Source organism: Xylanibacter rodentium (assembly GCF_013166575.1).
In the GTDB taxonomy this organism is placed as follows: domain Bacteria; phylum Bacteroidota; class Bacteroidia; order Bacteroidales; family Bacteroidaceae; genus Prevotella; species Prevotella rodentium.
The window spans coordinates 357,498-370,337 of sequence record NZ_JABKKE010000001.1; the positions used below are offsets into that span (position 1 = coordinate 357,498).

Annotated in this window: 15 protein-coding genes; 9 read left to right on the forward strand and 6 right to left on the reverse strand. The window is 46.2% G+C overall.

The window, feature by feature from the left end; translation table 11 throughout:
• Window positions 1-75: 75 nt before the first annotated feature.
• From HPS55_RS01495 to HPS55_RS01505, 3 genes are all read right to left on the reverse strand, one after another.
• Window positions 76-387 carry a hypothetical protein gene (locus HPS55_RS01495; RefSeq protein WP_172173963.1) on the reverse strand — a complete coding sequence of 104 codons (312 nt, stop codon included), beginning with the start codon at window positions 385-387 and terminating at the stop codon, window positions 76-78.
• 456 nt (window positions 388-843) lie between these two features.
• A complete protein-coding gene (locus tag HPS55_RS01500; protein ID WP_172173966.1) occupies window positions 844-987 on the reverse strand; it encodes a hypothetical protein in 144 nt (47 codons plus the stop codon).
• Window positions 988-1,034: 47 nt separating this feature from the next.
• Window positions 1,035-2,225, reverse strand: coding sequence for a radical SAM protein (locus tag HPS55_RS01505; RefSeq protein WP_172173969.1), 1,191 nt, complete (start codon window positions 2,223-2,225; stop codon window positions 1,035-1,037).
• A gap of 888 nt (window positions 2,226-3,113) precedes the next feature.
• Here HPS55_RS01505 and HPS55_RS01510 point away from each other — a divergent pair.
• The 4 genes from HPS55_RS01510 (at window position 3,114) to HPS55_RS01525 (ending at window position 4,588) form a co-directional block, all read left to right on the forward strand.
• On the forward strand, window positions 3,114-3,491 hold the full coding sequence (locus HPS55_RS01510; protein ID WP_172173971.1) for a YccF domain-containing protein: 378 nt from the start codon (window positions 3,114-3,116) through the stop codon (window positions 3,489-3,491).
• 6 nt (window positions 3,492-3,497) lie between these two features.
• Window positions 3,498-3,797, forward strand: coding sequence for a thioredoxin (trxA, locus tag HPS55_RS01515; RefSeq protein WP_172173973.1), 300 nt, complete (start codon window positions 3,498-3,500; stop codon window positions 3,795-3,797).
• Complete coding sequence (locus HPS55_RS01520) at window positions 3,794-4,192, forward strand: FKBP-type peptidyl-prolyl cis-trans isomerase (RefSeq protein WP_172173975.1); 399 nt, start codon at window positions 3,794-3,796, stop codon at window positions 4,190-4,192. The genes trxA and HPS55_RS01520 overlap by 4 nt, the downstream gene beginning before the upstream one ends.
• Before the next feature lie 117 nt (window positions 4,193-4,309).
• Window positions 4,310-4,588: a DUF1294 domain-containing protein gene (locus tag HPS55_RS01525; protein ID WP_172173976.1), complete on the forward strand. Its 279-nt coding sequence runs from the start codon at window positions 4,310-4,312 to the stop codon at window positions 4,586-4,588.
• Window positions 4,589-5,591: 1,003 nt separating this feature from the next.
• On the opposite strand, the gene rbr is transcribed toward HPS55_RS01525, so the two are convergent.
• On the reverse strand, window positions 5,592-6,134 hold the full coding sequence (gene rbr, locus HPS55_RS01530; protein WP_172173978.1) for a rubrerythrin: 543 nt from the start codon (window positions 6,132-6,134) through the stop codon (window positions 5,592-5,594).
• 283 nt (window positions 6,135-6,417) lie between these two features.
• On the opposite strand from rbr, the gene HPS55_RS01535 reads away from it, so the two are divergent.
• From HPS55_RS01535 to HPS55_RS01555, 5 genes are all read left to right on the forward strand, one after another.
• Window positions 6,418-7,344, forward strand: a complete 927-nt coding sequence (locus HPS55_RS01535; protein WP_172173980.1) for a hydrogen peroxide-inducible genes activator — start codon at window positions 6,418-6,420, stop codon at window positions 7,342-7,344.
• A gap of 12 nt (window positions 7,345-7,356) precedes the next feature.
• Window positions 7,357-7,767, forward strand: a complete 411-nt coding sequence (locus tag HPS55_RS01540) for a (deoxy)nucleoside triphosphate pyrophosphohydrolase (RefSeq protein ID WP_172173982.1) — start codon at window positions 7,357-7,359, stop codon at window positions 7,765-7,767.
• A gap of 77 nt (window positions 7,768-7,844) precedes the next feature.
• Window positions 7,845-8,723, forward strand: coding sequence for a patatin-like phospholipase family protein (locus tag HPS55_RS01545; RefSeq protein WP_172173984.1), 879 nt, complete (start codon window positions 7,845-7,847; stop codon window positions 8,721-8,723).
• A 10-nt stretch (window positions 8,724-8,733) separates the two neighbouring features.
• Window positions 8,734-9,411 (forward strand): tRNA (guanosine(37)-N1)-methyltransferase TrmD, encoded by a 678-nt coding sequence (trmD, locus tag HPS55_RS01550; protein WP_172173986.1) that lies wholly within the window; start codon window positions 8,734-8,736, stop codon window positions 9,409-9,411.
• 124 nt (window positions 9,412-9,535) lie between these two features.
• Window positions 9,536-10,087 carry a DUF805 domain-containing protein gene (locus HPS55_RS01555; protein ID WP_172324646.1) on the forward strand — a complete coding sequence of 184 codons (552 nt, stop codon included), beginning with the start codon at window positions 9,536-9,538 and terminating at the stop codon, window positions 10,085-10,087.
• Between the two features lie 125 nt (window positions 10,088-10,212).
• Here HPS55_RS01555 and HPS55_RS01560 read toward each other — a convergent pair whose 3' ends face one another.
• Both HPS55_RS01560 and HPS55_RS01565 read right to left on the reverse strand, forming a co-directional pair.
• Window positions 10,213-11,658 (reverse strand): alpha-amylase, encoded by a 1,446-nt coding sequence (locus HPS55_RS01560; protein ID WP_172173991.1) that lies wholly within the window; start codon window positions 11,656-11,658, stop codon window positions 10,213-10,215.
• Between the two features lie 305 nt (window positions 11,659-11,963).
• The gene (locus tag HPS55_RS01565; RefSeq protein WP_172173994.1) at window positions 11,964-12,806 is read right to left on the reverse strand and encodes a patatin-like phospholipase family protein; all 843 of its coding nucleotides are present in this window, start codon (window positions 12,804-12,806) and stop codon (window positions 11,964-11,966) included.
• Window positions 12,807-12,840: the final 34 nt, after the last annotated feature.

Sequence of the window (12,840 nt, forward strand, 5' to 3'; positions counted from 1 at the left end):
CATCACTATATCAAAATAAATGCTGCCGTAAAAATTGTTTTACGATTAGAATCAAATAGAGTACTACTTATTCTATCAGATTCTTTTAACTCCGCCAACGACAGCTGAAACAATTACCGTCACCACCCATCCCCAAACAAAAGGCATCCAGGAAACAGATGACATAAGCATCCCGAATATAGATCCGGCAGATATCCACATAAAGACTATTCCTATTACTATGCCAAGAAATATGCCTACAAAAAATCCAGATACAATACCCGAAGCAACTTCTGCGCTAAAGAATATACGGGTCAATACATACAAAACAGACAACACCACAACAAGTATAATCAAAATAGCGACAGGAGCTGCAACAGGAAGCAACGATATTAAATATTGAATCATAATCTTTAGTTTACATTTTACCCAACCTTTCTCATCAGCGTCATAAATATGTCCGCAATAAGTACATTTAGGCACAATAGTCCCATAATGATTGTATGTTGTGCCTCTCTCATTACTCTATTACAAACTGCACAAATTGGAACCTTATCATATATGTGAACTTTGCTACAATTATAGCATGCTTTCAATTCGCATGGGCCGTACTGGACCACCAGTTTGAGACGTGTTGAGCCACAATTGCGACAGGTGTCGCATGAAAACAAATCAGAAAAGAATCCCATAAGTTTTTATAATTTTGAATTTAGTGAAAAATCCGATACTATCAACCCTTCGAAGAATTTATCACATGCGAAATTAATTCTCACAAAGGGTTGATTTAAGGTTTTACGATGAATAACATCGAGAATCACAAGAAAAACAAATTATAGTTTCCCTTATTTCAACAATAGAACCGTCTTAACTGCGCATCCAGTTTGAACCGCAATCGCCACTGCATCCACAACAATTGGCACTTACGTGCCATGTTGTCTCATTCATCTTTGCCATCTTCTTTCCATACATTTGATTGATGGCATCAATGTTCGTCAACTTAAAATTCATGACTTAACTGTAATTTTGTGATTTGCCCTGTTTGATGGTAAGGACAATTAACCATTAGATAATTCTCTTATAAATCCACTCTCTTCCAAGAAAGTCTGGGTCATGATTACCCCTTTGGCTATCATAGCAAGTTCATCATTGTCAAAATCCCGCAAAGCCGCATAATCACAAGGCTTTTCAAGCATATGGCCAATCATCCATGAACCGGCCAACACACGTATCTTGGTTATGACGCATGTGTAAGGATCACGTCTCGACACGTCACCGTAAGTTATATAATTACCACCATAACAAGTGGGACAGACTGTTTCAAGAATACAACCGCGGCAGCGTTCATCAGACAATCTGTCTGGAGAGGAGAAATCAAACTCTCCCAGTTTTTCGCCTTTTTCCTTACTTACCTCATAAAACAAGTGACAAGGAAGGCATTGTCCGTCAGGAGTCCAGCAACGCATTATACTACCTGCTCCGCACAATTTATCTGTCATTCCACCCTTACCTGCTGCAACAGCTATGAATTTTATATTCAACAAATCCACCGGAATTATGTCTGGATGTTTCAAATAGTACATTGCAAGAATCATCAACTGTTCCTGTAATATTTTCTTATAGTCCACACTGTTACCATGTTCGTCCTTATCCCAATCGATACCTGTCGCAAAAGTACAATTATTACGACAGAAGCCCAATTCATGTATATGGATTATCCCATCTGACAATGATGCCAATGTACCAGGAGATGGTGTCATCTTCACTCCCTGCACGGGCCAATTGTCTCTGAAAAAAGCTATATCTATTTTTTCATAAGAGTTTGACCGGTTACGGTTGTGCATATCACGTGTTCCGTCCAAACTCAATCCAAGGCAAAAACGATGCTTGTTTTTTAACAGCCATTCTTTTATTTCACCATGTATAAGTGTGCCGTTTGTTGTAGCATAGCAAATATAATTAACCGGCCATTCTCTTGCCCAAAGCCATTCACATATTTCTCTGATACGCTTGTACGCCATAAAAGGCTCTCCACCATGAAACAAAATCTCCACATATTCTATATTTTCCGACACAGCACGCTCAAAAGTAGAAACTATGCCTTTCTTAGCTATATCCAAAGACATCACAGCTTTACCTTTCAAATGCTCATAGCAATATACACAATTAAGATTGCAATTCTCTGTCACATAGAGAGTACAAGTACATCTCTTGAACTTATCATATTTAAAAGTCCTTTCCTTCACCATCGTTTCAAACAATGCCTGCCGCGACCTCCATGCATCAGCTATTTCATTAATATACAAATGGAACTATACAAAAAAGCGTGGAGATCGTACCTGTTACCCGTTCCACGATTAGAGGCTCTGGCATTGGCCCATTCAGTCAGAACGAGCAACGCCAGAACCCACGCCGATGAATTTATATAATTATCCCTCTATCACATACCGCATACACCATCTGCTGAATACATACAACAATGGTATATACAATATAGACAGAAAGATGCCTATAAAAACATCCCATGAGCATCTACCGCTGCTATGTTCCATGACTGAATGTTGAAACTGCCAGATTTCTAATCGTCAAGAACAAAGCGTCAAGCAAACGCCTTTTTATAATAGTGACTCTCTTTCCCCAACCCCTTTGCCGCTGTCAGCGTATTTACCGTCACGGACATTTTCCCGTCCGCCATCAGTCTCCTCTTGTACGGCGTGAGTAAGATATACTGTCTCTATGTGCAGAAATCAACGGACACGTCCGCCTATATCCCACGAAACAGAATATTCAGAGAATCATCTGCAAAAATAACAAATATTTCTCAAAAACAAAACAAATATGAATTATTTTTCAAAAACATATTCAAAAACAAACGAAATTATCACGACATCCTTTACACACATTCCTGATTGACGAAACTGACATAAAAACAGTGGTATATACAATAAACAGACATAAGTCTCCCGCACATCCGGTTCATACCAAATACTGAATGGACATCTTACCGGACTTTTCCATTCAAATATTATGGTTTATCGGAAAAACAGATTATCTTTGTAACCCGTTTTACTACAAACACACCGTACATGCCGCACATCGGACCGGTGAAGTATACAGACACGAATAAATAAAAACATATGCGTATAATAGGAAATCTATTGTGGTGGCTCTTCGGAGGCCTCGAAGCAGCCATAGGATATTTTACAGGCAGTCTGGCAATGGCAATCACCATCATAGGCATACCCGTAGCCTTGCAGACGTTCAAGATCGGCTTGCTCTGCCTATGGCCTTTCGGGGCTGAAGTGAAGGAAACGGACAGCCCCTCTGGATGCATACGTATACCGCTGAATATCCTTTGGATTGTCTTCGGAGGCTTGTGGGCATGGCTTATACACATAGTTTTCGGTGTGTTGCTGTTTGTTACGATTATCGGCATCCCCTTTGCAAAACAGCATTTCAAGATGGCGGGACTTTCGCTTGCACCGTTCGGGAAAGATGTAAAACTACACATATAGACAACAATGGAGACATTCAAAGACGTTATATCATCCGACAGACTCGTATTGGTAGATTTCTTCGCCACATGGTGTCAGCCGTGCAAGATGATGCACCCGATACTGGAACAGGTGAAAGATGTGCTTGGTGACAGGATCCGCATCATCAAAGTCGATGTAGACAAACACAGTGCAACAGCAGTGCAGCATCAGGTGCGGTCTGTGCCTACGCTGATGCTGTTCAGGCATGGCGAGATGCTTTGGAGAACGAGCGGCGTAGTGCCTGAAAAGGATTTGCTGGACACAATAAAAAAATTTGTCAGATGAACAAAAGACAATACGCTCAGGCAAACAAGGATTGGCTGCAGACCAAAGTCCGGGAAGACGGGGTGAAAGCTCTTTCAAAAGGTATATATTACAAAGTATTGGCGGAAGGAAACGGCGATGGCATACATCCTTCGCCGCGAAGCATTGTGACGGCCCATTATACCGGCCGCACCATAGACGGAAGGCAGTTTGACAGCAGCCGTGGAGGGGCTCCGCTTGCCATAAGGCTCTGCGACCTCATAGAGGGATGGATCATTGCCATGCAGCAAATGTGCATAGGAGACAAATGGGAAGTATATATCCCCGCCGAGATGGGTTATGGAAAATATTCACAGCCGGGCATACCCGCCGGCTCTACCCTGATATTCGAAATAGAACTGATGGGCATAGCATAAAAGTCTTCGTCAAACCAGATGAGTTGAACGGAACTTGTCTTCATCAAGCCATGGCGAAAAAACGCGGGATTAGAATCCGACATCAGAAGACAACAACAATGCACGAAAGGATATTATATGACTGACTATCATCTATTTATTGCCATTTACATAATCGCTGTCAACCTTGTCACCTTCGTTACATATGGCATTGACAAATACAAATCCATAAAAAGAAAATGGCGGATATCCGAAGCTACGCTGCTGACAATGGCTGTCATAGGAGGAAGCATCGGGGCATGGACAGGCATGAAAGTGTGGCGCCATAAAACAATGCACAAGAAATTCACCATAGGAATACCGATTGTGTTTGTCATACATCTGTTTATTGTGATATATCTCCATACCATTACATGACTTTTCACTGCGTTGAAAAAACGGCCAATCGCAACCGATATTGCAAAAGCGGCACTTTTGCAGTGTGAAAGTGGCACTTTGGGAATGCGAAAGCGGCACTTTGGGGATGCGAAATCAGCACTTTAAGAACCCGAAAGCACGTTTTTTCACACTTTTGCTCCACATGCCCAACCTATGATCGGAGAGAAAACTCGCTGAAAAACGGGCGGGACTGATTCTCCAAAACGGAGATTTCGGTATGAAAAACGTGGTTTGAATTCTCCGTTTTGCCATTTCATGTGTTAAAAACGCGATTTTGGTATGTTAAAATAGCATTTTTCAGTGTTAATTCTCCGAGTTTTCTGCGGACGAAATGTTTCTGAATATTTACATTTTCAGATAGTGGAATGTCGTTGTATGCTGTATAGACAGGTTTGACGAGTGATGCATGGAGATTGTTTTTATTTACAATCGGTGTTGCGATTTATTACGGAGAATTCGGAGAATCTCCGAAAACAGGGTGTGTGCATCATGTTATAATCCGTAAGTAAATATTTTATATAATAATCTATTATTTAAATACATATATATGTATTTAAATAATAGATTATTATATACCCTGTAAAATCATATGCAGCGCATATTCTGTTTTCGGAGATTCTCCGAATTCTCCGTTTTGAAAACACACCAACCAATCTTACACAATTGTCCTTTCTTTATTCTCAAATATCTGTATGTCAATGTTCCGGCTACGATACCGCCGACAATAAAACGCTACACACGTTGTAAATAATATCGAAAAAAGTCATTACCAAAACCGCGTTTTTAACACATGAAATGGCAAAACGGAGAATTCAAATCGCATTTTTCATACCGAAATCTCCGTTTTGGAGAACCATCTACGCCTTTTGGAGAATTTGTCCGTGATATGCAGATTTGCATTTTCAGGCAAGTGCTTTCAAACTGTAAGCAACCGGATCGGATTCACTTTATCTGCATATGCCCCTTATTAGGCGCCAGTCTTTCAATAGTTCTCGGACTTTATCTCAAAGTAACTCTGTGCGTGGTCACATACGGGACATACCTCCGGAGCTTTCGTTCCTACTACAATATGCCCGCAGTTGCGGCACTGCCATACCATATCGCCCTCGCGCGAGAACACAATCCCCTCCTCTATGTTGCGCAGCAATCGGCGATAGCGCTCTTCGTGGGCCTTCTCGATGGCGGCCACACCACGCATTCTGGCGGCAATCTCGGGAAACCCCTCTTCCTCTGCCTCGCGGGCCATGCGGTCGTACATGTCGGTCCACTCATAGTTCTCGCCTTCTGCAGCCGCCTTCAGATTGGTCATTGTGTCTTGAATAGCTCCGCCCTCAAGATATTTGAACCACATCTTGGCATGTTCTTTCTCGTTGTCGGCCGTTTCTTCAAACAGGGCGGCTATCTGCATATAGCCGTCTTTCTTTGCCTTGGATGCAAAATACGAATACTTGTTGCGTGCCTGCGACTCTCCGGCAAAAGCCTCGAGAAGATTCTTTTCTGTCTTCGTTCCTTTCAATGTTTTCATAAATCCATTTATTTTTTGTTTGTTATTATAATTCACGATATTATCGTCAAATATCCTTAATTGGCTGCAAATATACAGTGAAAGCGCAACAGCACCAATAAAAAACCGATAGAATTGGCATTTCGCATCATAGAAAATATCTATCATACCTATGCTTGCCGGCTATTTTTTCGTATCTTTGCAGAAGATAAGCTGCATCTCGGCATAACTTCCAAACAAGTTTGGAGATTCTGCTCTCGATTTGCATTATCTTTGCACCATAAATGTTTTTCTTGACCGCAACATGACATTACAACAGATGCAATACGTCACGGCCGTATGCCGTATGCAACACTTCGCCAAGGCTGCAAAAGAATGCGGAGTGACACAGCCCACACTCAGCGCCATGATACGCAAACTTGAAGACGAGCTTGGCGTAAGCCTGTTCGAACGTTCGTCGCAGCGGGTGGAACCGACACGAGCCGGCCGGCTCGTGGCAGAACAGGCTCAGGCCATGCTGAAATGCGAAAGACGGATAAAAGAGATAATAGCCGAAGAACAGCACTCGCTGACAGGCACGTTCCGGCTTGGCATACTGCCCACAATAGCGCCTTATCTGTTGCCACGCTTCATGCCCAGACTGTACTACAGCCATCCGGGAATAAACCTGCAAGTGACTGAGATGAAGACGGCCCAAATCACGGAAGCACTCGTTCACGGCGATATTGACGCCGGCATAGCCGTGAACATCGACGGTCTGCACAACCTGAGACACAGAGTCCTGTTCTACGAGCAGTTCATCGCCTACGTATCACGCGGAAGCCTGCTGTTCGACCGCTCACGCATAGTAGCATCGGATTTGAGGCACGAACAACTGTGGCTGCTCGACGAAGGGCATTGCTTCAGGGACCAACTGGTAAAATTCTGCAATCTGAAATCTGCCGGAATGAGCAAGACCAACTACCTGTTGGGCAGTATCGAGACATTCATGCGCATGGTTGAAAGCGGACAGGGCATAACATTCATACCCGAACTGGCACTGGAACAGCTCACCGGGCAGCAGAAAGAGCTGGCACGGCCGTTCGGCCTGCCCATACCGGTACGCGAAGTGGTGATGCTCACGGCAAAGAACTTTCTGCGCAAGTCTCTGCTTGACGTCATCACAAGCGCCATCATCGGAAACATCCCCGAACGCATGTTGAGAATGAACAATACCGAACAACGCATATAACCGAAATATCGTATGGAAAAAGAAACAACGAAAAAGAAACACTCGCGCGTGGTGGCGGCAGTCATAATGCGCAACGACCGATACCTGTGCATGCAACGTTGCAGAAGCAAATATGAATATATATCGGAACGGTGGGAGTTTCCCGGCGGAAAAGTGGAAGATGGAGAAAGCGACCACGAGGCACTGCTCAGAGAGATACGCGAGGAAATGGACTGGGATGTATACGTAGGCCGGAGAATAGGCACAATAGACCACGAATACCCTGATTTCAGCATCACCGTTGCGGCATATCTGTGTCGCGGCGGCGACACAGACGATTTCAAGCTGCTGGAACATCTGGGCTACAAATGGCTGACGCGCGACGAGCTGGGACAGCTGGCATGGACGGCGGCCGACGAGAGACTGATAGAAACGATGGAATAATCCGGAGGCGACTGCCATAACAGAATAAGCCATATGCTGAAAAAGCAAAACACGAAACCAATTACTGAAATCCGATTATGAAAATAGGACTGGTGCTCGAAGGCGGAGCCATGCGCGGACTGTTCACCGCCGGCATACTCGACGTGATGATGGAACACGACATCACCCCCGACGGGCTGATAGGAGTGTCGGCAGGAGCCGCTTTCGGCTGCAACTACAAATCGCGGCAGCCCGGACGAGCCATAAGATACAATATGCGCTTTGCACGCGACAAGCGCTACAGCGGCATTGGCTCGCTATTGAAGACGGGCGACATATTCAACGCAGAATTCGCCTATCATGTGGTGCCGACGCAATACGACATCTTCGACAACGAGACCTTCGGGCACAACCCGATGGAGTATTATCTCGTATGCACCGATGCACTGACGGGACGGGCCGTATACAAAAGATGCGACCACGGCGGCCACGGATTCTTCGAATGGGTACGCGCATCGGCATCGATGCCGATAGTATCGCGGGTGGTGGACATCAACGGACGCAAACTGCTCGACGGCGGCGTGGCCGACTCTATACCGCTCGAATATTTCGAAAGCATCGGGTATGAAAGGAATGTGGTGATACTGACCCAACCCGACGGTTACATCAAACGCCCGATGAGAATGATGCCGCTCGTGCGCATGTGGATGCGGAGATATCCGAAGATGGCCGAGGCCATGGCACGACGTCACACGATGTACAACGCACAGCTCGACTATGTGCGGCGGGCAGAGCTGGCGGGCCGGTGCCTCGTGATACGCCCCGACACCCATCTGCCCATCGGCCACATTTCGCATGATGCGAAGGAGATGGAACGTGTCTACGACATCGGACGAAAGACAGGCACACGATATATCAGTGATATTTTTAGATTTATTAAACCACACGAGCAATGTTCTTTAACAAAGTTTCAGTAATTTTGCAGCTATGAGAATAGACATCATTACCGTATTGCCCGAGATGCTCGAAGGATTCGTAAACGAGTCGATACTGGCACGGGCACAGAAAAAGGGCCTCGCGGAAATACACCTGCACAACCTGCGCGACTATACCAACGACAAATGGCGACGAGTGGACGACTATCCTTACGGCGGATTCGCCGGTATGGTGATGCAGTGCGAACCGATAGACCGGGCCATATCGGCACTCAAGGCCGAACGCGACTACGACGAAGTGATATACACATCGCCCGACGGTGAACGGTTTGACCAGCACGTGGCCAACGAACTGTCGATGAAAGGCAACATCATCATACTCTGCGGTCACTATAAGGGGATAGACCAGCGTGTGCGCGACAATCTGATAACGCGCGAAATAAGCATCGGCGACTATGTGCTGACGGGCGGCGAACTGGCCGCCGCCGTGATGGCCGATGCAATAGTGAGGATAGTGCCTGGAGTGATCGGCGACGAACAGAGCGCTCTGTCCGACTGTTTTCAGGACGACATGCTTTCGGCACCGATATACACACGTCCCGCCGACTACAAGGGTTGGAAAGTGCCGGAGGTTCTGCTGAGCGGACACGAGGCAAAGATAAAGGCATGGGAGATGGAGCAGGCCATGGAACGCACCCGACGTCTGCGGCCCGACTTGCTGAAAGACTGATACGACAGTTTTCGTCAAGCCAAATGCGCAAAATTGAACTCGTTCAAACTTTGCCATGGCGAGAAAACACGGGATGAAACGACTGTCACATATATTTAATCAATAACAAAAACATTTCAAACACATGAATGAAGTAAAGAAAATGCCGGAGCTTGGCTTTGGTGAAGCCTTGAAACAGGCTATGGACAAACTCACACAGTTCAGCGGACGCTCGCGCCGTTCTGAATTCTGGTGGTGCATGCTGGCTGTAATCATAGCCAATGTGGTATTAAGTTTTATACCTTTCATCGGCAGCATCAGAAGTCTGCTGCTTTCTTTGGCCGTGATTCCCCTGACATTCCGCCGGCTGCACGACACAGGACGTAGCGGATGGTGGTGCGGCATCGGAGTCATAGGCACAATAATAGGCTATGGTGTCATAGCATACAATCTGGTAGACGTCATAGGCTCCGACATGCTTATGGAAATAGCCAAAGGCGAGGTAAGCGATCCTACGGAGATTGCAGACACGATAACGAATTCGTCTGCCGGTTTTCTTCCTATGACTATAAGTTATCTCATCGGTATGGCATACAATATAATGATGATTGTCTTCATGTGTCTTGACAGTCAGGTGGGTACCAACAAGTACGGCCCGTCGCCAAAATACATGGAACAAGGGGAAATCAATAATTAAGAGTAAAAAGTTTTAAGTCAGTCAGCAAAATCAAACTGCATTATCCTTCGGAGCGCATCCATCTTTGTCCGGACGATAATGCAGTTTGATTTTGCCGACTGACTTACTTTAATTTTCTACTTACTCTATACCTCAGGGGTCCATACGGCCACCTTACCGGCCGAGACAGGAAAGACGCCATTGCCGTCGTCGCCGATGACAATCGTTTCATCACGGTTGCCGGTCACCTCACGCCACGTTTCACCTGCATGCGTCTCACCGACATTCATAAGTTTCTCTGCATCATCACCATTGGATATCAGCACAGCCAGACCGGATCCGGGCTTGTCATCGACACCGCAGCGCGTGAAACCCACTACCGACGGATAGTCAAAATAGTCGGTCTGCTTTCCGTAGGCACAACGCCGCCGCACTTCAAGCAACGTGTCTATAACCGTCCTATGAGGTGACGGCTCACCCTTTACACCGTAGTAGTCGCCATAGAACAGACAAGGATATCCATGCTCCATGAGCAGAATCAGAGCATAGGCCGACGGCTTGAACCAGTCTTCGACTTGCGACTCAAGTGAACTTCCGAGCTGCGAGTCGTGGTTGTCCACAAAAGTCACGGCAAGCGTTGGATGTGAAGCCACGAGCGTGCCGTCGAGCAAATGGCTCAGATCGTAGTCGCGGCCGCTCTTCGACGCAGCACACAGGTTGTAATGCAGGGCCACGTCGAACAGGTCCATCTCGTAATTTATATTTGCCAGATACTCCTCAAGCGTATTTATATCTTCGACCCAATACTCTCCCACTGCATAAAACTTATCACCGGCATCGGCACGTACCGCCTCGAGAAATTTTTGCAGGAAACGGTCGTGCATATGCTTGACGGCATCAAGGCGCATACCGTCAAGATTAAACTCACGCACAACCCATATTCCCCATCGCTGCAACTCTGCCACCACCTCGGGATGGTCAAGATCGATGTCGGAGAACATCAGATAATCGTAGTTGCCGTTCTCTCCGTCCACGCCTATGCTCCAGGCCTTGCCCTCACTGACTATCTGATAAATGCCGGTTTTCTTGTCGCGCTCGTTATAGTCTGTACCGGAAAAATGGAACCAGTGCCACTTGAAGTCCGAATAAGTGTCACCGCGACCTGGGAAATCAAATCCCGTCCAACAGTCTATCTCGTATGGCTCGCTGATAGGCTGGTCGCGATTGTCAGGATCAACGAGCTGTGCCATGCAAGTCTCCACACGGTCGGCTCCGGCCTTGTGGTTCATCACGGCGTCAAGATATACCGATATGGAGTGTGCGTGCAAGGCATCTATAGCCTGCTCGAGTTCCTCGCGTGTGCCGTATTTGGTACGCACGGTTCCCTTCTGGTCGAACTCTCCAAGGTCGTAAAGGTCGTACACACCATATCCCACATCACTGCTTCCGCATCCCTTGTATGCCGGCGGAATCCACACTGCCGTCACTCCGATGTCGTGCAGATGTTCAGCGTCTTCTTTCAACTGTTCCCAAAGTTTACCGTCGTCAGGCAGATTCCATTCGAAATACTGCATCATAACTCCATTCTTCATACCTTCTTTCATTTTTATTGTTATACAATCTTTATACCTTATTCTCAACTCCACAAAGGAGAAAAGCACGGTATCCACCGCCTTTTTCCAATGGCAAATGTATAACAATATCACGGAATGGCACACACCGGACATCGTAAAAAAGCATAACGAATATTACGGGTTAACCTATTTTCAGAAGAAACAACATTACACCTGCCTGTTTTTCAGAGAAAGAAAGATTGCTTAACGCTACGACAACAGAGTACCAAAAATAAAACACCTACAGAGAAACAACTTAGGAACAGACCCAGACATACAACATCTCACCCGTATTTCTCACAGAAGTCACACCCCAACCGGAAACCTTCTTCGTACAGTGCTTCCAGCTTCGCGGCATCTTTGGTCATACGGTCTACATCCATCGGGCGTTGCGGACGGATGCAAATGATGCGGCCCTCATCTTCCATACGCTCCACCATGGCCAGCTGCTCATTATATACGGCTATACGGCGGCTCAAAGCAACACGCAGACGCGGATAGTTACGGTAGATGAAAGAAGGTATCTTCCGGTCGTGCCCACTATTGCGGTAACCACGGTTTCGCGTACACACGACAACATTGAACGGATGGCCCTGCCCAACAGCCCTCAATACTGGTATGCTGTCCACAATACCACCGTCAAGCATCGGAGTGCCGTCCACTTCTATCATTTTACAGACATACGGCAAACTGCTGCTGGCATGAGCAATGTCGATAGCCCTACAACGGTCGGACTGTTCCGAAAGATATTCTGCACGTCCGGTGAGACAATTAGTAGTAACCACCTCAAATGTTCCGGCATTGCTGAAATATGTATCGTAGTCAAAAGGCACAAGTTCGTTTGGAAAACGGTCATAGAGAAGTTCAGGATCGTATATACAACCGTGAGTGACAAGCCTGCGCACACCAAGATAATCGTACTTCACAAGCATGTCTATGTTCGATATGCGGGCACGGCGCGGCTGACGGCTGATGTAAGACATGCCGTTGCAGGCTCCGGCCGACACTGCCACCACATATCTGAAGTAACGCTCGTTCTTCATGAACGCATCAAGCACACCACTGGTAAACACTCCCCGCATGCCTCCTCCCTCGAGCACAAGCCCTGTATTCCTGTCTACTTGCATTATTTTAGCTTAAAAATCGTGCAAAGATACTTAT